17 protein-coding genes are annotated in these 23458 nt (G+C 72.6%); 12 read left to right on the top strand and 5 right to left on the bottom strand.

Annotated elements, in window-relative coordinates; translation table 11 throughout:
- Positions 1-13: 13 nt before the first annotated feature.
- The 6 genes from ACIQAK_RS31405 (at position 14) to ACIQAK_RS31380 (ending at position 10013) form a co-directional block, all read left to right on the top strand.
- A complete protein-coding gene (locus ACIQAK_RS31405; RefSeq protein ID WP_366392392.1) occupies positions 14-1483 on the top strand; it encodes an aldehyde dehydrogenase family protein in 1470 nt (489 codons plus the stop codon).
- Positions 1480-3081 carry an APC family permease gene (locus ACIQAK_RS31400; protein WP_401371953.1) on the top strand — a complete coding sequence of 534 codons (1602 nt, stop codon included), beginning with the start codon at positions 1480-1482 and terminating at the stop codon, positions 3079-3081. Before ACIQAK_RS31405 ends, ACIQAK_RS31400 begins: the two co-directional genes overlap by 4 nt.
- Positions 3082-3131: 50 nt before the next feature.
- Positions 3132-4691: a GMC family oxidoreductase N-terminal domain-containing protein gene (locus ACIQAK_RS31395; RefSeq protein ID WP_366392391.1), complete on the top strand. Its 1560-nt coding sequence runs from the start codon at positions 3132-3134 to the stop codon at positions 4689-4691.
- 58 nt (positions 4692-4749) lie between these two features.
- Complete coding sequence (locus ACIQAK_RS31390; RefSeq protein WP_366392390.1) at positions 4750-5379, top strand: alpha-ketoglutarate-dependent dioxygenase AlkB; 630 nt, start codon at positions 4750-4752, stop codon at positions 5377-5379.
- 115 nt (positions 5380-5494) lie between these two features.
- Entirely contained in the window at positions 5495-8002 is a 2508-nt protein-coding gene (locus ACIQAK_RS31385; RefSeq protein ID WP_366392389.1) for a SpoIIE family protein phosphatase, read from the top strand.
- 454 nt (positions 8003-8456) lie between these two features.
- Positions 8457-10013, top strand: a complete 1557-nt coding sequence (locus ACIQAK_RS31380; RefSeq protein ID WP_366392388.1) for an exopolysaccharide biosynthesis polyprenyl glycosylphosphotransferase — start codon at positions 8457-8459, stop codon at positions 10011-10013.
- Positions 10014-10075: 62 nt separating this feature from the next.
- Here the strand turns inward: ACIQAK_RS31380 and ACIQAK_RS31375 are convergent, their stop codons facing one another.
- Positions 10076-11059 carry a GDP-L-fucose synthase gene (locus ACIQAK_RS31375; protein ID WP_366392387.1) on the bottom strand — a complete coding sequence of 328 codons (984 nt, stop codon included), beginning with the start codon at positions 11057-11059 and terminating at the stop codon, positions 10076-10078.
- 116 nt (positions 11060-11175) lie between these two features.
- Between ACIQAK_RS31375 and gmd the strand changes: the two genes are divergently transcribed.
- From gmd to ACIQAK_RS31350, 5 genes are read left to right on the top strand one after another with little or no spacing between them, the layout of a single operon-like run.
- On the top strand, positions 11176-12189 hold the full coding sequence (gmd, locus tag ACIQAK_RS31370) for a GDP-mannose 4,6-dehydratase (RefSeq protein WP_366392386.1): 1014 nt from the start codon (positions 11176-11178) through the stop codon (positions 12187-12189).
- Entirely contained in the window at positions 12186-12599 is a 414-nt protein-coding gene (locus ACIQAK_RS31365) for a hypothetical protein (RefSeq protein WP_366392385.1), read from the top strand. Before gmd ends, ACIQAK_RS31365 begins: the two co-directional genes overlap by 4 nt.
- The gene (locus ACIQAK_RS31360; RefSeq protein WP_366392384.1) at positions 12600-14861 is read left to right on the top strand and encodes a LamG-like jellyroll fold domain-containing protein; all 2262 of its coding nucleotides are present in this window, start codon (positions 12600-12602) and stop codon (positions 14859-14861) included. It abuts the gene before it with no gap.
- A gap of 4 nt (positions 14862-14865) precedes the next feature.
- Positions 14866-15606: a hypothetical protein gene (locus ACIQAK_RS31355; protein WP_366392383.1), complete on the top strand. Its 741-nt coding sequence runs from the start codon at positions 14866-14868 to the stop codon at positions 15604-15606.
- A complete protein-coding gene (locus tag ACIQAK_RS31350) occupies positions 15603-16442 on the top strand; it encodes a glycosyltransferase family 2 protein (RefSeq protein ID WP_366392382.1) in 840 nt (279 codons plus the stop codon). The genes ACIQAK_RS31355 and ACIQAK_RS31350 overlap by 4 nt, the downstream gene beginning before the upstream one ends.
- Before the next feature lie 12 nt (positions 16443-16454).
- Here the strand turns inward: ACIQAK_RS31350 and ACIQAK_RS31345 are convergent, their stop codons facing one another.
- Positions 16455-17618 carry a glycosyltransferase gene (locus ACIQAK_RS31345; protein WP_366392381.1) on the bottom strand — a complete coding sequence of 388 codons (1164 nt, stop codon included), beginning with the start codon at positions 17616-17618 and terminating at the stop codon, positions 16455-16457.
- A 105-nt stretch (positions 17619-17723) separates the two neighbouring features.
- Here ACIQAK_RS31345 and ACIQAK_RS31340 point away from each other — a divergent pair, with 105 nt between their 5' ends.
- Complete coding sequence (locus ACIQAK_RS31340; protein ID WP_366392380.1) at positions 17724-19262, top strand: hypothetical protein; 1539 nt, start codon at positions 17724-17726, stop codon at positions 19260-19262.
- Here ACIQAK_RS31340 and ACIQAK_RS31335 read toward each other — a convergent pair.
- Genes ACIQAK_RS31335 through ACIQAK_RS31325 form a run of 3 tightly spaced genes read right to left on the bottom strand, consistent with a single transcriptional unit; the run spans position 19228 to position 23422 of the window.
- Positions 19228-20475 (bottom strand): hypothetical protein, encoded by a 1248-nt coding sequence (locus tag ACIQAK_RS31335; protein ID WP_366392379.1) that lies wholly within the window; start codon positions 20473-20475, stop codon positions 19228-19230. The two genes, ACIQAK_RS31340 and ACIQAK_RS31335, sit on opposite strands and share 35 nt — an antisense overlap.
- The gene (locus tag ACIQAK_RS31330) at positions 20472-22163 is read right to left on the bottom strand and encodes a lipopolysaccharide biosynthesis protein (RefSeq protein WP_366392378.1); all 1692 of its coding nucleotides are present in this window, start codon (positions 22161-22163) and stop codon (positions 20472-20474) included. The genes ACIQAK_RS31335 and ACIQAK_RS31330 overlap by 4 nt, the downstream gene beginning before the upstream one ends.
- Positions 22160-23422: a glycosyltransferase gene (locus tag ACIQAK_RS31325; RefSeq protein WP_366392377.1), complete on the bottom strand. Its 1263-nt coding sequence runs from the start codon at positions 23420-23422 to the stop codon at positions 22160-22162. Before ACIQAK_RS31325 ends, ACIQAK_RS31330 begins: the two co-directional genes overlap by 4 nt.
- Positions 23423-23458: the final 36 nt, after the last annotated feature.

Genomic DNA, 23458 nt, shown 5'->3' with positions numbered 1-23458 from the left:
ACAGGAGGAGCCCATGCCGGAGCTGTTCATCGGCGGGCGGTGGACCGCCGCCGCCGAAGCGCGGACGCGGGAGATCCGCTGCCCGGCCGACGGCACCCTGGTGGCCACCGTCGACGAGGGCGGGCCCAAGGACGCCGAGGCGGCCGTCGCCGCTGCCCGGGCGGCCTTCGACGACGGGCCCTGGCCCGGTACGCCGGCCGCCGAGCGTGGGCGGCTGCTGCTGCGGGTCGCGGAGCTGCTGGAGCGCGACAAGGACGTGTTCGCGCGGGCGGAGTCGCTGGACACGGGCAAGCGGCTGGTCGAGAGCGCCTACGACATGGCCGACATCGCGGGCTGCTTCCGCTACTTCGGCAACCTGGTTGCCGCCGGGGGCACCGAACGGGTCGTCGACACGGGGATGGCGGACATCGACAGCCGTGTCGTGCACGAACCCGTCGGCGTCTGCGCCCTCATCACCCCATGGAACTACCCGCTGCTCCAGACCGCCTGGAAGGTCGCCCCGGCGCTCGCGGCCGGCAACACCTTCGTCCTCAAGCCCAGTGAACTGACCCCGCACACCGCCGTCCTGCTCATGGGGCTGCTCGTCGAGGCCGAGCTGCCGGAGGGGGTCGCCAACCTGGTGCTAGGGGCAGGCGCCGCCGTGGGTGCGCCGCTCACCCAGGATCCGCGGGTGGACATGGTGTCGTTCACCGGCGGGCTCGTCACCGGGCGGGCCATCATGGCGGCCGCCGCGCCCACCGTGAAGAAGGTCGCCTTGGAGCTGGGCGGCAAGAACCCCAACATCGTCTTCGCCGACGCCGACTTCGACACCGCCGTCGACTACGGGCTGATGGCGGTCTTCCTCCACTCCGGGCAGGTCTGCTCCGCCGGGGCGCGGCTCCTCGTCCAGGACGAGCTGCACGACCGGTTCGTGGACGAGCTGGTGGAGCGGGCGCGCCGGATCAGGCTCGGCGGTCCCTTCGACGAGGACGCCCGCAGCGGTCCGCTGATCTCGGCCGCCCACCGCGACAAGGTCGAGGCGTACGTGGCCGAGGGCATCGCCGAGGGCGCGGTGCTGCGCTGCGGCGGCGCGCGGCCGGAGGATCCGGCGCTGGCGGACGGCTTCTACTATCCGCCGACCGTGCTGGACGAGTGCTCCTCGTCCATGTCGGTGGTGCGGGAGGAGTCGTTCGGGCCGGTGCTCACGGTGGAGCGGTTCGCGGACGAGGACGAGGCCGTGCGGCTGGCCAACGGCACGGTGTACGGGCTGGCGGGCGCGGTCTGGACGCAGGACGCGGGGCGTGCCCACCGGGTGGCCTCGCGGCTGCGGGCGGGCACCGTGTGGATCAACGACTTCCACCCCTACGTACCGCAGGCGGAGTGGGGCGGCATGAAGCAGTCCGGCTTCGGCCGCGAGCTGGGCCCGGCCGGGCTGGCCGAGTACCAGGAGGCCAAGCACATCTGGCGCAACGTGGCCACGGTTGCGCAGCGGTGGTTCGAGTGAGCGCGGACAGCGGTACGGGCGCGGGGCCCGGCCCCGTGCCCGGGAGCGGCGACCGGACCCAGACCCAGCACGACGACGACGCGCTCGGTGAGATGGGCTACCGGCCCGAACTCAAGCGCACCTTGGGCAACTTCCACACCTTCGCCGCCGGGATCAGCTACATCTCGATCCTCACCGGCACCTTCCAGCTGTTCTACTTCGGCGTCAGCTTCGGCGGTCCCGCCTACTGGTGGTCCTGGCCGATGGTCTTCTGCGGGCAGCTGATGGTGGCCCTGTGCTTCTGCGAGCTGGCGGCCCGCTACCCGGTGGCCGGTTCGGTCTACAACTGGGCCAAGCAGATGGGCGGCCCGCACGTGGGTTGGCTCGGCGGCTGGATGATGATGACGGCCACCATGGTCACGCTCTCGGCGGTGGCGCTGGCCTACCAGATCACGCTGCCGCAGATCGACGGCTGGTTCCAGTTCGTCGGTGACGGCGGCGGCCGCAACGACCAGGCGGCCAACGCCGTCCTCCTCGGCTCGGTGCTCATCCTGTTCTCCACGCTGGTGAACGCGTTCGGCGTCAAGCTGATGGCCCGGATCAATTCGGCGGGCGTCTTCATCGAGCTGATCGCCGCGGTCGCCCTGATCATCTTCCTGGGCGCGCACATCACCCGCGGCCCCAGCACCGCCCTGACGGAGACGTACGGGCTCGGCAGCGGCATGAACCTCGGCTACTTCGGCGCGTTCCTCACCGCCTCGCTGGCCTCCGCCTACGTGATGTACGGCTTCGACACGGCCTCCTCCCTCGGCGAGGAGTCGCACGATCCCGGCCGCAACGCGCCCCGTGCCATCCTGCGGGCGCTCATCGCGTCGTTCCTGATCGGCGCGTTCATCCTGCTCTTCGCGCTGCTCTCGGTGCCGGACCTGAAGGCCGAGGAGCTGTCCACGGGCGGACTGCAGTACGTGGTGCTGGCCACGCTCGGCGACACGATCGGGGAGATCTTCCTCTGGGCGGTGGTCGTCGCGATCACCGTCTGCGTGCTGGCCGTGCAGGCGGCGGGCATCCGGCTGATGTTCGCCATGGCCCGGGACAACAACCTGCCCGCTGGCTCGAAGCTGGCCAGGGTCAGCCCCCGCTTCCGGACGCCCGTGGTGCCCGCCGTGCTGATCGGGGTGGTGGGCGTGGTCATCCTGGTCGTGAACATCAACCAGCCGCAGATCTTCTCGGTGATCACCAGCATCGCGATCATCATGATCTACGTGGCCTATCTGCTGGTCACCGTGCCCATGCTGCTGCGCCGGCTGCGCGGCGCCTGGGAGCCGCGCGAGGGCGCGTTCTCGCTGGGCCGCTGGGGGCTGCCGGTCAACATCCTGGCGGTGCTCTGGGGCATGGCCATGTCCATCAACCTGGCCTGGCCGCGCGCCGAGGTCTACAACGCGACCGGCCCGCAGCACTGGTACCTGCGGTGGGGCGCGTTCCTGTTCATCGGCGTCGTCGCGCTCGGCGGCTTCGCCTACTACTGGTTCGTCCAGCGGCACCGGACGGGGGTGCTGGCCGAGCACCGCTTCGAGGCCGAGGACCCCACCGCTCCCCCGCCGCCCCCGCCGGCCGGCTGAGACCCCGTCGGCCCGCCGAGACCCGTCGGCCGCTGCATCCTGGAGACGCGATGCCCGAAGAGAGCCCCGTGCCCACGTTCGACTACGTCGTGGTCGGCGGCGGTACGGCCGGAGCCGTCATCGCGGCCCGGCTGACCGAGGACCCCTCCGTCACCGTCTGCGTCCTGGAGGCCGGACCCTCGGACGTCGGGGACGACAGCATCCTGCGGCTGGACCGGTGGATGGCGCTGCTGGAGTCCGGCTACGACTGGGACTACCCGGTGGAGCCGCAGGAGAGGGGCAACAGCTTCATGCGGCACGCCCGGGCCAAGGTGCTGGGCGGCTGCTCCTCGCACAACTCGTGCATCGCCTTCTGGGCCCCGGCGGAGGACCTCGACGAGTGGGGCGCCCTGGGCTGCACGGGATGGAGCGCGGCGGACTGCTTCCCGCTCTACCGGCGGCTGGAGACCAATGACGCGCCCGGCGACCACCACGGCCGCTCCGGCCCGGTCACCCTCCGTACGGTGCCGCCGGCGGACCCGTGCGGCAGGGCCCTGCTGGCGGCGTGCGCCGAGGCCGGTATCCCCACCACCCCGTTCAACACGGGCACCACGGTGGTCCGGGGCGCGCACTGGTTCCAGATCAACGCCCGCGAGGACGGCACCCGGTCCTCGGCCTCGGTCTCGTACCTGCATCCGGTCCTCGGCAAGCGTCCCAACCTGGAACTGCGCACGGGGCTCCAGGCCAGGCGCCTGCTGTTCGACGGCGGCCGGTGCGCCGGGGTGGAGTACCTGGAGCCCGACACCGTCCACAGCGGCAGGGTGTACGCCCGGCGCGAGGTGGTCGTCGCCTGCGGCGCGATCGACTCCCCGAAGCTGCTGATGCTCTCCGGGATCGGCCCGGCCGGCCATCTGCGGGAGACCGGGATCGAGGTCCGGGTGGACTCCCCCGGCGTCGGCTCGCACCTCCAGGACCACCCGGAGGGCGTGATCATGTGGGAGGCCAAGCAGCCCATGGTCACCACCTCGACCCAGTGGTGGGAGATCGGGATCTTCGCCGACACCGAGCCGGGCCTGGACCGGCCCGACCTGATGTACCACTACGGCTCGGTGCCCTTCGACCTGAACACCTACCGGCGCGGCTACCCGACGTCGGAGAACGCGTTCTGCCTCACCCCCAACGTCACCCGGGCCCGCTCCCGGGGCACGGTCCGGCTGCGCACCCGGGACTTCCGGGACAAGCCCCGGGTCGATCCGCGCTACTTCACCGACGAGCACGACGTACGGGTGATGACGTACGGGCTCCGGCTCGCCCGGGAGATCGTGGCGCGGCCGGCGATGGCCGCCTGGACGGGCACCGAGCTGGCCCCGGGGCCGGGCGCGACCACGGACGCGGAGCTGTTCGACTACATCCGCGAAACCCACAACACCGTCTACCACCCGGCGGGAACGGTACGGATGGGTCCGGCCGGCGACCCGGACTCGCCGCTCGATCCGCAGCTGCGGGTCAAGGGGGTGTCCGGGCTGCGGGTGGCCGACGCGTCGGTGATGCCGGTGCTCACCACGGCCAATCCGTGCATCACGACCATGATGATCGGCGAGAAGTGCGCCGATCTGATCAAGGCCGGTTGAGGCCCGGCGCATAGGCCCGCTATTCGCACACACGTACGAATAGCGTTACGCTCGTGCCATGGCCGTACACCTCCAGACCTCGCTCTTCGACCAGGGGGACGACATCGCCGTCCGCCCTCTGGGCGAGCCGCGCCGTGAGCATCTCGGCCACGGCGCCTGGATCGAGGTACTCCCCCAGTGGCTCCAGGGGGCCGACGCCCTGTTCGAGACGCTGGCGCGGGATGTGGCGTGGCGGGCCGAGGAGCGGGTCATGTACGAGCGCGTCGTGGCGGTCCCGCGCCTGCTGGCCTTCTTCGGCAGGAGCGATCCCCTGCCGCACCCCGCGCTGGATGCCGCCCGTACGGCGCTGAGTGCGCACTACGGGGCCGAGCTCGGCGAACCGTTCACCACCGCCGGGCTCTGCTCCTACCGGGACGGCCGGGACGGGGTGGCCTGGCACGGCGACACGATCGGCCGAGGCTCCACCGAGGACACCATGGTGGCGATCCTCTCGCTGGGAGCGCCCCGGCACCTGGCGCTGCGGCCCCGTCGCCCGGGCCCCGTTCCGGTCCGCCGACCGCTCGGGCACGGCGACCTGATCGTCATGGGCGGCAGCTGCCAGCGGACCTGGGAGCACGCGGTCCCGAAGACGGCACGGGCGGTGGGGCCGCGGATCAGCGTCCAGTTCCGGCCCGACGGCGTGCGCTGAGCGCACCGGCGTCACCGGGAACCGCCCCGATCGGCCCTGGCGCGGGCGCAGCGCAGTTGTGCCGGCCCGGGCCAGGGCGGATTCTGAGGACCATGGACCAGGCCGGTGTGGCGCGGTGAGCGCGACCAGGGCGGCGGACGCCGCCGACTTCCGTGGCCCCCTGGACATCGCCAGGGCGGCCACGGTGATCCTGGACGGCCGGGACACGGTCGTCGGGTGGAGCCCGGCCGCCACCGAGCTGCTGGGGTACGGCCCGCACGAGGTCGCCGGACGGCCCCTGAGCGCGTTCCTGTCACCCCTTCGGGTCGACGGACCCCTGCCGGTCGCCGAGGACCACCCCGGGCCCGATCCGCCGCCCACCGGCAACGAGATCCGCCTCGCGCGCCACCGGGACGGCCGTGAGCTGCTGGTGGCGACCACGATGTGCCCGCTCGCGGGCGTGGGCGGCGCCTTCGGCGCTCCCGGCGCCGAGGCCCCGGGTCGGGTGCTGGTGATGGCGGAGCTCGGGGCGCTGCGGCAGTGGGAGTCCCGGCTCGCCCTGTTGCAGGGGCTCGCCACCCAGTCGCCCGTCGGCCTGGCGATCTACGACACCGACCTCCGGCTGACCTGGAGCAACACCGCCTACGAGCGGGAGATCGGCAAGCCGCTCGCCGAGTTCCGGGGGCGCCGCGCCGACGAGCTGTACTCCGGGGGCAGCTTCGTCACCCCGGGGTACCCGCAGACGCTCGACGCCGTGATGCACCAGGTGCTCGACACCGGCGAGCCCGTCCTCGACCTGCACTTCGAGGGGCGGCCGCCCAGCGACCCGGGCACGGTGCACCTGTGGTCGTGCTCCTACTACCGGCTGGAGGACGCCCGCGGGCATGTGTTCGGGGTCTGCGAGGACGCCTTCGACATCTCCGACCGCTACCGGGCCCAGCAGCGCCTGGCCCTGCTCGTGGAGGTCGGCCGCCGGATCGGCACGGTCCTGGACGTGGTCACCACCGCCGAGGAGATCGCCGAGGTGACCGTGCCGGACTTCGCCGCCGCCGTACGGGTCGACATCGCGCGGGTGACGGTGATGAGCGGGGAGCTCCCGGCGACCGGGAACTCGGCGGCCATGGACCTGCTGCGGGTCGGTGAGCACGCCGTGGGGCCGGGCGTGGCCGACGCCGCCGAGCCGCTGTATCCGGGCGCGCCGGGGAGCCCGGCCCACCGCTACCCCCCGGTGTCCTATCCGCCCGGTTCGCCGCAGGACCGCAGTCTGGCCTCCGGCGGTCTGGTGCTCGACGACAGCACGCTGGTCGTCCCGTTGCGGGTCGGCGGCAGCGTCCTGGGGCTCGTCACCTTCGTCCGGGGCCGGCGCCCCGAACCGTCCGGCCGTGCGGTCGCCCACGGTCCTGCGACCACCTTCGACAACGGAGAGGTCGCCGTGGCCGACGAGCTGGCGGCCCGCGCCGCGGTCTGCATCGACAACGCCCGCCGCTTCACCCGTGAGCGCTCCGCCTCCCTGGCCCTCCAGCGGCAGCTGCTGCCCCACCATGTGCCGCCGCAGTCCGCGGTCGAGATCGCCTACCGCTATCTGCCGTCGGACGATGTGACGGGGGTGGGCGGCGACTGGTTCGACGTGATCCCGCTCTCCGGGACCCGGGTCGGCCTGGTGGTCGGGGACGTGGTCGGCCACGGTCTCCAGGCGGCCGCCACCATGGGGCGGCTCCGCACGAGCGTGCGCGCCTTCGCCCAGCTGGACATGGCTCCCGACGAACTGCTGACCCGGCTGGACGACCTGGTGGGGCAGCCGTTGGACGAGCGGCCGGGCGCCCGGGACGGCCCGGGCTCCGACGCGTACGACGAGCTGACCACCGGGGCGACCTGTCTGTACGCGGTGTACGACCCGGTCTCCCGGCGCTGCGTCATGGCCCGGGCCGGGCATCTGCCGCCGGCGGTCGTGCACCCCGACGGAGACGTCACGTTCCCGGATCTGCCGGCCGGGCCGCCGCTGGGCCTGGGAGGACTGCCCTTCGAGTCGATGGAGATCGAACTGCCGGTGGGAAGCCTGCTGGCGCTGTTCACGGACGGCCTGGTGGAAGCCCGTGACCACGACATCGACCAGGGGCTCGACGCGCTGGGCCGGGTGCTCGGCGATCCCGCCGCCTCGCTGGAGGAGCTGTGCGACCGGGCCGTCTCCGCGCTGGTGCCGGACGCCACGACGGCCGACGACACGGCCCTCCTCCTCGCCCGCACCCGGCAGCTGGACGAGGGGCAGGTCGCCGAGTGGGAACTGCCGGCGGAGGCGGTGACGGTGGGGCGGGCCCGGGAGCTGGCCACCCGACAACTGGGCAGCTGGGGACTGGAGGAGTTGTCGTTCGCCACCGAACTGGTCGTCAGCGAGCTGGTCACCAACGCGGTCCGGTACGCGGGCGGGCCGCTGCGGCTGCGCCTCATCCGGGACCGCACCCTGCTCTGCGAGGTCGCCGACACCGGCCACACCTCGCCGCACCTGCGCCACAGCGCTGAGGACGACGAAGGCGGGCGCGGGCTGTTCATCGTGGCCCAGCTCGTCCAGCGGTGGGGCACGCGCTACACCCCGGCCGGGAAGACGATCTGGACGGAACAAGCCTTTCCGCCGGCCGGGTCCGGCTGAAACCGATGGCACGCCACCAGCAGCGGCACCCCCGGCAGGCGCCGACGGTGGCTCCTGAACCGGGCCGTCCGGCGGCGGCCTCGCGGCCTCCGGGATCACTGTGCTGCCGTAGACCTCCTTGCCGTGAACACTCCTGGCGGTGCAGGTCGCCGCTGGGGGCTCGCGTGTTCACTCCGGCGTGCGCCGGAGTGAAAGCCGCTGCGCCGGACCACCGGCAAGCGTGCTTCACCCGTGCCCGGCAACCTGTTGACCCGTCAACATCCGTCCGCCGACGGCGAGATCGGGCGGTTCCGGCTGATCGCGGGTGTCTGGACCGAGCCGTCTGAACTTCACGAGAACTCCAGCGAAATGGCACGTGTGTGGATATCGTGCACCGAGCGAGGGCGCATCCGTCAGTCCATGGGATCGACGGATGCGTCCCGTTTGTGGGGGTGCGACTGTGACTGGGGGGTTCATGGGGCATGTCGAAATACCGGGAACTGACATATCCGGGCCGGTGGGGCTCCGGGGCGCGCCGCGCCCCCGCACCGCCGCCTCCCGGAATCGTACGGCGGCCCTGGAACAGCTGTGGAGGGCCCCGACAGCGGAAGAGCGCGATCCGGCTGCCGACCGGGCTCCGGCCCGCAGGAAGCCGAGGCACCATCCGTCGGTCGGCGCGCTGACCGACCTGCTGGCCCTGGCCGGACCGGCCTGGCCGCTGCTGCACCTGGGCAGCCAGCCCCGCCCGTGGCTGGCCGCAGCGGTGGCCGGTCTGCTGTGGAGCGGGCTGCGCGGTGTGCGCGGGCGGTACGCGGACCCGGTGCGCAATGAGCCGGGCGGGGCCTTGGGCACCCTCGGGGACTGGCTGGTGCTCCTCGGGGTGCTGGCCGTCCTGCACGCGGCGGTGGGGGGTTCCGTGGACCCGGCGACGGCTGTCGCGGCCGTGGCGCCGGGGCTGCTGATCGCCACCGCCGTGGAGGGGGCCCGCCGCCTGCCCCGGGCCGCACGGCGGGGCCGGGCGGTGCGCAGGGTGCTGCTGGTCGGTGAGGCGGCGGGCCTGGACCGGGCGGCGGAGCTGCTCGGCTCCCGTACGGACCACGCCTATCAGCTGGTGGCCGCGATCGCGGTCGGGCCCGACCGGCCGGAGTACGACGGCGTGCAGGTGCCGGGGCGGCTCGGCTCGTCCCCGGCGGACGACGACGTGACGACGGTGCTCGGTGGGGCCTACGCGCACGAGGCGGACCTGGTGCTGGTGGTTCCCGGGCCCCAGCTGACCGGCGACCGGCTGCGACGGCTCGGCTGGGGGCTGCACGACGCGGGTGTCGCGCTGTGCGTGGTCTCCGAGCTCTCCGGCATCACGGCCGGCCGGGTCCGCCCGGTGACGGCGGCCGGGCTCACCCTGCTGCACATAGCGCCGCCGCTGCGCGGTGGTCCGCAGGGGGTGGTCAAGGGTGCGCTGGACCGCGGCGGCGCCCTGTTCGGGCTGCTGCTGCTCTCTCCGCTGCTGCTCGCGGTGGCGCTGAGCGTGCGGCTCTCCTCGCGTGGTCCGGTCTTCCACCGGCAGGTCCGGCACGGGCTCCACAACCGGCCCTTCACCATGTGGAAGTTCCGCACGATGGTGGCGGACGCGGAGGCGCGAAAGGCTCAGCTCACCGAGGCCAACGAGGTCGACGGGCCGCTGTTCAAGATGCGCCAGGACCCCCGGGTGACGCCCGTGGGACGGACGCTGCGCCGGACGTCGATCGACGAACTCCCGCAGCTGTTCAACGTGTTGCTGGGGCAGATGTCGCTGGTGGGGCCCCGCCCCCCGCTGCCCGAGGAGGCGTCCCGGTACGACGAGCGCGAGCACCGCAGGCTCGCCGTGAAACCGGGACTGACCGGGCTGTGGCAGGTCAGCGGGCGCTCCGACCTGTCCTGGCAGGAGGCCGTCGCGCTGGATCTCTGGTACGTCGACAACTGGTCGGTGGCCACGGACATGGGGCTCCTCGCCCGTACGGTGCGCGCCGTCACCGACGGCCGCGGGGCGTACTGAGGACGGCGGGGGTGCGGATGCGAGGAGCCCCGGTGCACCGCCGCGCGTGCGGCGGCGCACGGTCAGGCGGTCGGCGGGAGCTGGCCGAGCCACCAGGCGTAGGTGCGGGCGATGCCGTCGCGCAGCGGGATGCGGGGGGTGAAGCCGAGGGAGGTCAGGCGGGAGACGTCGAGCAGCTTGCGGGGGGTTCCGTCGGGCTTCGAGGTGTCCCAGCCGATCCTGCCCTGATAACCCGTCACCTCGGCGACGGTCTCGGCCAATTCCCGGATGGTGAGGTCCTCGCCGCAGCCGATGTTGACGGGCGCGTCACCGTCGTACGCCTCCAGCAGGCGCACACAGGCGGCGGCCAGGTCGTCGACGTGCAGGAACTCGCGGCGCGGCGAGCCGGAGCCCCACAGGGTGACCTCCGGCGCACCGTCGCGCTGCGCCTCGTGGAAGCGGCGGATCAGCGCGGGCAGGACGTGCGAGGTCTCCAGGTCGAAGTTGTCGCCGGGTCCGTAGAGATTGGTGGGCATGGCGCTGATGTAGGAGGCGCCGTACTGCCGGCGGTAGGACTGGGTCTGGACGATCCCGGCGATCTTGGCCAGCGCGTACGCCTCGTTGGTGGGCTCCAGCTCCCCGGTGAGCAGCGACTCCTCGCGGATCGGCTGGGGGGCGAGCCGGGGGTAGATGCACGACGAGCCGAGGAAGAGCAGCCGCTCGGTCCCGGCCGCGTGCGCGCCGGCGATCACGCTGAGCTGGATGCGCAGGTTGTCCTCCAGGAACTGCACCGGATGGGTGCTGTTGGCCATGATCCCGCCCACCTTGGCGGCGGCGAGCACCACGGCGTCCGGGCGCATCTCCCGCAGATACGTCTCGGTCCCAGCGGCGTCGCGCAGGTCGAGCAGGTCACGGCCCCGGGTGAGGACCTCGTGGCCGTCGTCGGCGAGGCGGCGGGCCACCGCCGAGCCGACCAGACCGCGGTGCCCCGCGACGAATATGCGGGAGCCCGGGCGCAGTAGGGGACGGACGGATTCCTGGGGTGGGACGGGGAGTTCGGTCGTCATGGCTCGGATTGTGCCAGCAGTAACGGACTGCGGTGATGTTTTGCCGCGGAACGCTCCAATTCCGATATGTCGGTGACTTGTTCGTCGCTCAGACGGACAGCAGAGAAGGGGGAATCGTGGCGAAGACCGCGCTCATCACCGGAGTGACCGGCCAGGACGGCTCGTACCTGGCGGAGTTGCTGCTCGACAAGGGGTACACGGTCCATGGCCTGATACGCCGCTCGTCCAGCTTCAACACCGAGCGGATCGACCACATCTACCAGGGTCCCGAGGAGCCGGAGCGCTCCTTCGTCCTGCATCACGCGGACCTGACCGACGGTGTGGCACTGGTGAACCTGTTGCGCGACATCCAGCCCGACGAGGTCTACAACCTGGGCGCCCAGTCCCATGTGCGGGTCTCCTTCGACGCCCCGCTCTACACGGGTGACGTCACCGGGCTCGGCACCATCCGACTGCTGGAGGCGGTGCGGGCCAGCGGGGTCCAGACCCGGATCTACCAGGCGTCGTCCTCGGAGATGTTCGGCGCCAGCCCGCCGCCGCAGAACGAGAAGACCCCGTTCCACCCGCGCAGCCCCTACAGCGTGGCGAAGGTCTACTCGTACTGGGCGACGGTCAACTACCGGGAGGCGTACGGCATGTTCGCCGTCAACGGGATCCTGTTCAACCATGAGTCGCCGCGCCGGGGTGAGACCTTCGTGACCCGGAAGATCACCCGCGGGGTCGCCCGGATCAAGGCCGGGCTCCAGGACCGGCTGCACCTGGGCAACCTGGACGCGGTCCGGGACTGGGGGTACGCCCCGGAGTACGTGGACGCCATGTGGCGGATGCTCCAGTGCGACACCCCGGACGACTACGTGGTGGCCACCGGTGAGGGGGTCAGCGTCCGGCAGTTCCTGGAGTTCGCCTTCGAGCACGCGGGCCTGGACTGGGCCGAGCACGTGCGCTACGACCCGAAGTACGAACGCCCCAGCGAGGTCGACGCGTTGATCGGTGACGCGTCCAAGGCCGAGGAGCTGCTGGGCTGGAAGCCCGAGGTCAAGTCGCGGGAACTGGCCCGGATCATGGTCGACGCGGACATCCGCCTGCTCTCGGACCAGCTGACCGGGGCCGCCGTGCGGGTGGACAGATGAGGGGGCCGGGGAGCCGGGAGCGTACCGACGACCGGGCCCCGGCTGCCCCGACGAGCCCGGGCGGCAGCTGGGGCGGCAGCTCGGGCAGCAGCTCGGGCGGCAGCTCGGGCGGCGATTTCCTCACCGACGGCCACACCGTGGTGCCGGCCACCGGCGCCCGGACCGGGCCGGCGCTCACCCACGACTCCCGGCCGGCGCTCCGCGCGCCCGTGCCGGGGCGCATCACCGGCGCAACCGCCGTCTCCACCGGCCGATCGGTGGAGCTCATCGCGCCGGCACCGGGCGGGGCCCTCGGCTCCGCCTACTCACTCGCCCTGACCGGCAGCGGGACGCACAGTCCGCGCGTCCGGTCGGGCGAGGCAGGATCGGCGGCCTACCGGCCGCAGCTCGAATCTCACCTTCGGAGCTGAATGATGAACGGAAGTACGGGGCAAAGATCCGGAGGGCGTGGCCGTGTTCGGGCCGCCTCCGCCGCTCTCTGCCTGCTGGCCGGAGCCCTGACCGCCACGGCGGCCGGGGGTTCTCCGGCAGCGGCGCTGACCCCTCCGGTGGCCATCACCGCGGACGACCTCTCCACCTGGCAGACCAACGGCATCGTCTGGTCGATGGCGGCCGGCGACGGCGTCGTCTACGCGGGCGGCACCTTCTCCACCCTGCGGCCACCCAATGCCGTACCCGGCACCGATGAACAGCCCGCGGTGAACTTCGCCGCCTTCGACGCGGCGACCGGGGCACCCACCGGCTGCTCGCTGTCGTTCACGGTCTCCTCGGGGACCGCGACCGTACGCTCGCTGGCGCTCTCCCCCGACGGGGAGACGCTCTACGCCGGCGGCCAGTTCGGGGCGGTGAACGGGGCCGGGGTCAGCAACATCGCGGCCATCGACACCGACACCTGCACCGTCCGCAACAACTTCAAGATCGCCGTCTCGGCCACCGTCCGCGCGCTCGCCGTCACCGACGACACGGTCTACCTGGGCGGGGACTTCACCACCGTCGGCGGACAGACGAGGAGCCATTTCGCGGCCGTCACCACCGCCGGGGCCTCGCTGCTGCCGTTCACGGCCGACGCCGACGAGGTGGCCCGGGCCGTCGAGGTGACCCCGGACGGGCAGAACGTGCTGCTCGGCGGTGACTTCTTCCGGATCAACGGCACCGCCACGCACGCGCTCGCCGTGGTGAACGCCACCACCGGACAGCTCACCAAGTCCTACCCGGGGTTCATCCACGAGAAGTCCACCGTGCAGGATCTCACCACCGACGCCACCGGCTTCTACACCGCCAACGAGGGCCGGGGCGGCGGGGTGTTCGACGGCCGCATCGCCCTGAACCTGAGCGACTTCCAGCAGCGGTGGCGCGACACCTGCCTGGGTGCCACCCAGTCCGTGGCGGTCTACTCCGGGGTGCTCTACAGCGGCAGCCACGCCCACGACTGCGCCTCCATGAACTCCTTCCCGGACCAGCCGCGCAAGCACCTGCTGGCCCAGTCGGTCGAGGACCCGACACTGCTGCCGTGGTTCCCGGACACCAATGACGGCATCGGCGAGCCGGTCGGGCCGCGCGTGATGGCCCAGACCGGCAGCGGCGACCGCCACTACCTCTGGGTGGGCGGTGAGTTCACCACCGTCAACAGCTCCCCCCAGCAGGGGCTGACCCGGTTCGCGAACGGCCCGGACACCGGGGCGCCGTGGGTGCCCAACGTCAGCCTGTCCACGCTGAATCCGGGCAAGGTCGAGGTGAACTGGCAGACCAGCTTCGACACCGACGACGGTGAACTGGCCTACCGGGTCTACAAGGACGGATCGAACACCCCCGTCCACACCACCACCGCCTATTCCGTCTTCTGGAACCGGCCGCAGCTGACCTGGACGGACACCGACGTCGTGCCGGGCGAGACCTACTCGTACCGGATCACCGCCGGCGACGGCACCAACACCAGCGCCAAGTCCCCGGCCCAGTCCGCCACCGTGGAGACCGCGACCGGCGCCTACCCCGCCCGGGTCAAGGCCGACGGGGCGATCCTCCACTGGCGCTACGACGAGGCCGGTGCCACCTTCGCCCACGACAGCAGCGGCAAGCTCAACAACGGCTTCCTGCGCAACGCCCCGGCCTACCGGCAGACCCCGGCGGCCGTCGCCGGGCCCTCCACCGCGATCGGGCTGAACGGCACCGACGAGTACGCGTTCAGCAACCGGCTCCACCCCGCGCCGCCCCGGTTCTCGGTGGAGACCTGGATCAGGACCACCACCAACCGCGGCGGAAAGATCATCGGCTTCGGGAACCTGACGCAGCAGAACAGCACCCGCCACGACAAGCACGTCTACATGCGCAACGACGGGCGTCTCACCTTCGGCGTCTACAGCGGCGGCATGCGCACCATCTCCACCTCGGGTGCGTACAACGACGGCCAGTGGCACCACGTCGTCGCCACCCAGGGCCCCCTGGGTTCGGGCATGTCGCTCTACGTCGACGGGCAGTTGCGCGCGTCGAACATCCTGGTCTCCAACAACGAGAACTACCCGGGGTACTGGCGGGTCGGCGGGGACAACCTCGTCGACTGGCCGAACCGTCCGACGAGCAACTTCTTCGCCGGGCAGATCGACGAGACCGCCGTCTATCCGACCGCGTTGACCTCTTCCCAGGTCAGCGCGCACTACGCCCTGAGGAACAGCTGATCCGATGAGGAATCCGTTCCTGGCCGGCGCCGCCGTCGTCCTGACGGCGGCGGCGCTGGCCGCCTGCGGCTCGTCCGCGGACGGGAACGACCCGGAGGCCGCGGGCGCCCAGCGCCCCGCGGCCTCCGGGCCCTCCGTCCCCGGCCCGTCCGCCACGACGCCCACCACACCCGCTCCGTCCACGGCGCCCGCCACCGGAAAGCCGGCGGGCCCCGGGCCGTCCGCTGCGGGCGCGACCGCCGAGGGCCCCAAGACGCCCGCCGACGAGATCACCCCGGCCACCGGGACCTTCACCAAGAAGCAGCAGGAGTACCTGGAGGACCGGGTGCCCCAGGGCATGGACCCGGCCGCCGTGCTCCAGACCGGCCAGGAGGCCTGCGACGAGCTGCGCTACCTCGTCAAGGTCGACCGGGACACCGCCGTCGGAGCGATCGCCACCGAGGAGATCCACGACGCGCCCGCCGCGGTGGCGGCGCTCTGCCCCCAGCACCAGGACCTGGTCGACGAGGCCGCGTACGCCTACGCGGACGGCACCCACACCGGGAAGACCCTGCGCCCCGGCGTCTACCGCTCCGCCTCCCCCACCACGGACTGCTCGTGGCAGATCACCGGGGCCGGCGGCAAGGGGCTGGCCTCCGGGACCTCCGTCACCGGCAAGTCCCGCACGATCACCATCCCGAAGTCCGCCCGCACGTTCACCTCCACAGGCTGCTACGCCTGGCTGCCCGAAGGAGCCGAGGGATGACCGCCGATACGACGAAACTGCCCATAGCCGTGGCGATCCCCACGAAGAACGAGGGCCTGAACATCGCCGAGGCGGTGAAGTCGGTGCTCGGCCATTTCCAGGCGGTCGTGGTGGTGGACTCCCACAGCACCGACGACACGGTCAAGATCGCCGAGGAGTGCGGGGCCGAGGTGGTCACCTACACCTGGGACGGGGGCCACCCGCGCAAGAAGCAGTGGTGCCTGGAGAACGTCCGCACCGACCTGGACTGGATCCTGCTGCTGGACGGCGACGAGCGGCTCGGCCCCGGGCTGCTGGCCGAGCTCCGGGAGACCTTCCGCGACCCGGCGGCGCCCAAGCCCGCCGCGTACGACATCCCGCTGGGTTACTGGTTCTCCGGGAAGCGGCTGCGGCACGGATACACCATCCGCAAGCGGTCGTTGACCGACCGGACCCGCTCCTTCTACCCGGAGGTCGGCGACCTGGACGCGCCGGGGATCGGGGAGGTGGAGGGGCATTACCAGCCGGTCGCGGCGCATGTGGGGACGTTGCGGAATCCCATCGAGCACCAGGACCTGGACCCGGTCACCGCCTGGTTCGAGCGGCACAACCGGTACTCGGACTGGGAGGCGTGGCTGGAGCACCACCCCCGGGTGAAGGAGCAGGTGCGCCAGGTCAAGTCACGTCAGGGGCAGTTGTTCCACAAGGCACCGTTCAAGCCGGTGGTGTCGTTCGCGTACATGTACCTCTACCGGCGGGGCTTCCTGGACGGCCGCGCCGGGTTCGACTTCGCGCTGGCGATGAGTTTCTACCGCTGGCAGATCGCGCTCAAGTCACGGGAGAAGCCCATACGTTGATCCGTCGAAGGCTCACCCTCGCCTCCGGCGGACCACGTCCTCGTAGGTCCGCCGGAGGGTGGCGGTGACGGCGTCGATGGTGAACTGGTCGTTGACCAGCTCCCAGGCGGCCTTGCCCGCCTGCTCGGCGGCCTCCGGTTCCAGCAGCTCCAGGATCGCCTCGGCGACCTTGCGGGCGTTGGCCGCGTCCTCGCCGACCCGGCTGTCGATGACCCGGCCCGCGCCGGCCGCCGCCACATCGGGGCCCTGCCCGCAGGTGCGGGTGATGACCACGGGGGTGCCCACCGACATCGCCTCCAGGACCGAGACCGGGAACGGCTCCTCGATCGCCGGCAGCACATACACATCGGCCTCGCGCCCGGCGGCGAGGACCTCCTCGTGCTCCAACGGGCCCACCTGGTCCAGGGAGTCCGTGACGCCCAGCTCCCGGGCGAGCGCGAGGGTGCCGGACAACGCACCGGTGTCCGGTCCGGCCAGGACGAAGCGGGCGTCCGGGTGGTGGGCGAGGACGTGCGGCATCGCGGCGACGAAGTCCTCGGGCCGCTTGCGCGCCTGGACCCGGGCGAGGTAGAGCACGGTGGGCGGCCGGCCGGGCTCACGGGCGGGCTTGCGCTCCTGCGGGCGCACCCCGTTGACCAGCCGTACGGTACGGGTGAGGGGGACGGGGGCGGCGACCGCGTTCACGTCGAGCCGCTCCATCTCGGTCAGGTGCAGGACGGCGTCCGCCTCGCGCAGAACCTTGCGCACCCCGAGGAGGTCGGTGAGCTGGGCGACCTTCTTCTCCGTGGGGTCGATCATGCCGTGGGTCTGGACGACCAGGGGCGTACGGGTGGCGAGTGCGAGCAGCGCCGCGGGCAGGGTCACCAGGTCCCGCATCAGATGGACGTGTACGAGGTCGGCGCCGCGCATCATGCGGTGTACGGTGCGCAGCAGTGCGGCGGAGGTGATTCCGCTGACCTCGAACATCGGCAGGACATGCCGGGCCTGGAAGAGGTGGACCGGAACACCCTCGACCTGGCTGGGCAGTTCGCCGTCCGGGAAGCCGTCGCCGAGGGCCATGATGCGGGCGTCGTCCCCGGCGGCCCGCTGGACCCTGGACAGGTTGAGCGCCACCCGGGTCGGGCCGCCGAAGGCATGGTCCGGGGTGTGCAACGTGACGACGTGCAGGATTTTCACCAGAGTTCCCCTCGACTGCGGCCAATAATTCACAGGGTAGTCATCGCGCCCTCTCAAGTGGGCTGATTCGTTAGAGTGTTCAGCGGTTCACTGATCGGGGGGCGCATGACGTCGGTGCACACGTCGGCGGAAGGGCGCACCGCCCGCGCGGCCGGGCCTCCGGAGCCGTCCGGGGCTCCGGGCGGCCCCCTGGAGCCATCCGAGCGCCCGATCGTCTGGTCGATGCTGTCGCGGGCCCTGTCCGTGCCGCTCATCCTGGGGCTGGTCTGCTTCCTGCCCGCGGTGATCGCCGCCCAGCCCGGCAGCGGGGTCCGGGACACGGCGTACTGGCTCCAGCTGGTCCTGACCTGTTACGCGGGGGCCCGGCTGGCGACGATGATCCTCTCCACCCGGCGGCGGCTGCTCCAGGGCGTCTTCTGGATGTTCGTGTACATCGCGATGGGCGTGGCCCCGTTCGCCCAGGTGGTGATCGGGCAGACGCCGACGCCGATGGTGGGGCCGCGCCAGGACCTGGTCACGGCCATCGCGATGGTCCTGGTGGGGTGTGCCGCCTACGACCTGGGGGCGCTGCTGGCCTCGCGGCGTCCACTGCGGCGCCGTACGGCCTCGCCGCGGAGCTGGGGACCGGCCCTGGCGCATCCCGTGCGGCTGCGGCTGCTGGTGGCGGTGGCGTTCGCGGCGAGCGCGTTCTACGGGCTGAAGCTGGGCGGGCCCGCGGTCTTCTTCTCCAGCCGTCAGGAGATCAGCGAGACCGTCGCGGCGAGCGGGGTAGCGGCGGAGGGGTCCAACGTCGGGTCGGCGTTCCTCAAGGGCTTCGGCCAGGTTCCGGCACTGCTGGCGCTGCTCCTCTACACCCGCCGCCTGGCGACCTCCTACCGGGCCCGGCGCACCCCGGCCACGGTGCTGGTGTGGGTGGCGCTGGCGGCGCTGAACCTGGTGGTGAACAACCCCATCTCCAACGCGCGTTACTGGTTCCTGACCGTGCTGATGGCGTTCGTCTTCACCGCGCTCCCGAGCAGTGCGGCGGTCTACCGCACGGTGCTGGCGACGGGGGTGGTGGGGGCCCTGGTGGTGTTCCCGTACGCGGACAAGTTCCGGTACGACGACGAGGGACAGCGGCCCGCGCAGTCGGCCTCGGTCTTCGAGCCGCTGGTGACCAAGGACTACGACCAGATGGTGATGTTCGCCAACGGCATCTCGTGGGTGGACACCCGGGGCCACACCTACGGCCGCCAACTGACGGGCTCCGCCCTGTTCTTCGTGCCGCGTGCGGTGTGGAGCGGGAAGCCGGAGGACACCGGGGTGCGGGTCGGGCAGTGGATGGGGCTGCGGATGACCAATCTCTCGGCCCCGCTGTGGACCGAGTTCTGGGTCGACGCGGGCGCGGTCGGCATGATCGGCGGCATGGCCCTGATCGGCTACGCGGCGGCCCGCACCGACCGCCGGTACGCGCTGGCCGTCACCCGGGCGGGGCCCGGCCCCGGGAGTGTGCTGGCCATCGCGGCGCCGCTGATCGCCGGTTACACCTTCATCCTGCTGCGCGGCCCGCTGCTCCAGGCGGCGGGGAAGCTGGCCATCGCGGCGCTCTGTCTGCTGCTGATCAGCACGTTCAGGGGGCAGCGGGCGAAGAGGCGTCGGCGGTGACGGTCTTGGCCGGAGCGGGGGTGCGGCGGCGCAGCCGGGCGACCCTGATCCAGGTGGCGGCGGCCTTGCAGAGCGAGCCGAGGAAGAGGCCCCAGGCGGCGCCGAGGACGCCCGCGACGACGTAACCGCCCGCGAGGAACGCCACGGTGGTGAGCGAGGAGACCACCTGGACGGCGAGCGTGGTGCGCGGGTCGAGCATCCGCAGGGCGAGCAGCCCGCAGGTGCCGACGGCCATCGCCGCGTACTGGCTGCCCGTCGCGGGCAGCAGGCCGGCGGCCACCGTCCAGGTGTCACCCAGGAGTTGGCGGCCCGCACTGTCGGGCAGCAGGGCGAGGAGGGTGGCCCAGAGTCCCGCGGTGGTGGCGAGGACGGCGGCCAGGGCGGCGGTGGCCCGGACCCGGCGGCGCTCGTCGGGGATGCGGCCGAGCAGCGGGGGGCCGAAGGAGGTGGCGGAGGTGAACAGCACGTTCAGCGGCCCGAACAGGGTGGTAGCCCCGCGCAACGCGCCGACCAGGAGCGGGTCGCCTACGGCACCGAGGCCGAGGACGGAGAGCTGGCTGGTCGCGTTGCCCACGCCGAACTCGACGGTGAAGCGCTGCCCGAGGTGGCCGCGCCGGAGCATCGCCCGCAGCACGAGCGGGGTCCCTGCCGTAGCGCGCTGGAGCAGAGCCGCGGAGAGCAGCAGCGCGGGCAGAGCGGAGAGGCCCCAGAGCGCGATCAGACGGGCCGGAGACACCCCGTACACCTGTGTCCCGAGCGCGCCGAGGACGCAGGCCAGCCGCACCAGGTCCGAGAGCAGGGCGAGATGGGGCCGCTGGAGGGTGGAGAAGGCGTACCGTACGGCGTCCTGGCCCAGCACCACCGGCAGGACCAGGCCGAGCATCGTCAGCGCCCGCGCGGTGTCCCCGGGGACGGGGAAGCAGACGGCGGCCAGGAGCGCGCCGAGCGTGGCGGCGGCGAGCACGGTGAAGGCGACGGCGGAGCGGCAGGCGCTCCGGGTCTCCTCCCCTCCCCCGCGCCGGAGGACCAGCGGCTGCCCGGTGTACGCGCCCGAGACGCCGAGCAGCACCGTGAAGACCAGGTAGACCGCGGAGAAGCGGGCGAAGTCGGCGACGGTGGAGAGCCGGGCGGCGGCGAGCAGCACCAGGATGTTGGTGAGCGCCGCCACGCCCTGGTCCGCGACCGAGCACAGGACGGCGTGGCGGGCTCTCACCGCCGCGACGCCGGGAGCGTCAGGGAGCGCAGGCCGAGGGTCTCGGTGGGATCTCCGGTGATCTCGGGCGCGTCCGGCTCGGCGGTGGGGGCGGGCCCGTCGCCGCCGCCGTTGCGGCGCCGGGCGGACTTCGTCCGGCGTTCCGGCCGGCCCAGCCGCCGCCGGCTCGGGTGGAGCAGGGCGCCGAGGACGGAGCCGCCGGAGGCGCCGATGATCTCGCGGATGCGTTCCAGGTCGCTGCGGTGCACCTCCCGGGGGTCGCAGACGACCATGACGCCCTCGACCCGGTCCACCAGGGCGACCGCGTCCGCGTAGGACAGGACGGGCGGGGCGAGGACGATGACGACGCTGCCGGGCCGGTCGGCCTCGGCGACGATCCGGCCGACCGGGGTGGAGGTCAGGGCACGGGGGACGTTGTCGACGGTGGTCCCGGGGATCAGGGCGAAGGCGCCGGAGCCGGGGACGTCCACGTTCGCGCGGCCTCCGGTGGGCCAGCTGCCGTCGCCCTCCTCGGCGGCCCAGCGCGGCGGGCGGACCTCGTGCGCGGCGGGGCCCAGGGCGCGGGCGAGGGAGGGGGTGCGCAGGTCGGCCTCGACGAGCAGGACGTCCCGGCCCATCTCGGCGAAGGCGGCGGCCAGGTTGGCGGCGGCCGCCGCCGCTTCGGCGTTGTCGCCGCGCGGGGCGGTGACCAGCAGGCGGCGGCTCCCGGCGAACGAGGGGTCGTAGGCGAGCCGGAAGGCGACGGCCCGGTACTCCTCGGCGAGCCGGGAGCCGCTGCGGCCGATGGCGAGCACGCTCCCGGCGGCTCCGCGCTCGCGGGGCAGGGTGCCGAGCAGGGGGGCGCCGAGCGAGCGGACCAGCTCGCGGGTGGAGCGTACGGCGGGGTCGAAGACGAGCCGCACCCAGGAGAACAGCAGGCCGAGGGCGAGGCCGACGACGCCGCCGAGGCCGAGCAGCAGGGGCAGGCCCGCGCCGGTGGGCTCGGTGGGGGCGACGGGCTTCTTGTTGAGGTAGCCGGGGGTGGTGTCCAGGGCCTTGAGCTCGGAGATCTTCCGGCTGAGCTCGGATATGGAGACGATGATGTTGGCCCGGGCGCTGGTGACGTCGTCCTCCGCTCCCAGGCCGATCTGCCGCTCCAGCAGGTCGCGCTTCTCCTCCAGCGGTTTCAGCTGGGCCCGGTAGCCGTCGGACATGTTCTTGATGCTCTCCTCGGTGCGCGCCTTGCGGTGGGCGAGATACGCCTCCGCGAGGGCTTCGGCGCGGTCCCGGGACCGCTGGGGGGTGGCGCCGGTGTAGGAGAAGCGCAGGGTGAGGGTGTTGGGCGGGTTGGTGACCTGGAGCCCGGCGAGCAGCTCACGGGCGGCGACGTCGTCGCCCGCCTTGCGGAGCGTGCCGGCGGCCAGGGTGCCGACGGTGTCGCTGACGGCGGTCTGGCGCTCGGAGCCGATGTTGATGCCCTTGTCGGCGGTGGCCCCGCCGGCGAACGGATCGGAGATGGCGGAGCGGACGAGCACCTCGCCGGTGGCGGTGTAGGTGTCGTCGCCGCTGAGCGCGAGGTAGCCGGCGCCGAGCAGCCCGATGACGACGCCGGCCGCCAGCAGCGCCCGGTAGCGCAGGAGCTGGCGGAACTGGTCGCGCAGGAGCGCCGGTTCGTCCTGGTCGTCCAGGACACGGTTCACAGGTGTCATCGGCGGGGGCTCCCTTGTCCGTCCTGCAGGGCCTCGGTGAGCAGGTCGTCGAAGCGGGCGAGGCCCGCCTCCCGGCTCAGGTGCTGGGCGACGTACCTCGGCCCGTTCGCCCCGAGGGCGTCGGCCGCGGCGGGGTCGGCGGCCAGCTTCCGTACGGTCTCCAGCAGGGCGGCCGGGTCCTCGGGGGCGACGAGCACCCCGGCCCCGGAGCGGCGCACCTCGTCGGCGGTGCCGCCCGTCTCGGCGACGGAGCCGAGGACCGGGCGGCCGGAGACGAAGTACGAGGTCAGCTTGGAGGGGACGCTCATGTCGAGGACGGAGGCCCGCTGGGTCACCGCGAGGACGTCGGCGGCGGCGAGGACGTCGGTGAACTCCCCGGCCTCCGCGGGCTCCAGGAATTCCACGTTGGGCAGCCCTTCGGCGCGGGAGCGCAGGGCGTCGCGCTGGTTGCCGTCGCCCATCAGGACGACCCGGACGTCCGGGGCGAGGCGCGCGGTGTCCACCAGGACGTCGAGGCCCTGCTTGAGGCCCATGTTGCCGGAGTGCAGCAGGACGGGTGTGGCCGCGTCCCAGCCGAGCCGGGCCCGGGTGGCGGCCCGGTCGGCGGTGGGGCCCTGCACATGGGTCCAGTTGGGGACGAGCCGGATGCGGCCGGGGTCGACGCCGAGGGCCCTGACGCCGGGGACGAAGCTCTCGTGGATGACGCCGACGAGGGCCGCGCCGCTCAGCGCGTACCGCTCGGCCGCCGCGGCGACGGCGGCCGCCCGGCCGCCGCCCCGGATGCCGCTCTGTGCGGCGGCCGCGCCCATCAGGTCCTGGACGACGGGAACGTACGGGACGCGGTGGCGGCGCGCGATGCGGGCGCCGATGACCCCGCCGGCGAGGCTGGGCATCTGCGAGATCACGGCGTCCGGCCGCCCCGGCGGCGGTGCGATCAGCCCGGTGGCGAGGATGGACGCCTCGAACGCGGCCCGGCGAAGGGCCGTCTGACGGGACGGTATGTAGTGCCTGCGCCGGTGCACGCCGACGCCGCCGCGTATCTCCACGGTCCGCCACCCGCTCCGGTAGCCCTCGTCCAGCTGCCAGGACGGGTAGTGCGGCATACCGGTGAGCGCCCGCACCCGGGCACCGGACGCGGCCCAGTGCTCGGCGAGTTGGGTGGCGTACGGGCCGATGCCCGTGACCTCCGGTGCGTAGTTCGTCGAGACCACCAGAAGGCGGCGGTTCAGAAACGGCTCGTGCCGTTCGGCATCGGACATCGGACGATCGCCTTCCCCCCACAACAGCCGCCGCTC

It is taken from the genome of Streptomyces sp. NPDC088706 (assembly GCF_044752765.1).
Taxonomy (GTDB): Bacteria; Actinomycetota; Actinomycetes; order Streptomycetales; family Streptomycetaceae; genus Streptomyces.
This window is presented reverse-complemented; position numbering and strand designations above follow the sequence as displayed.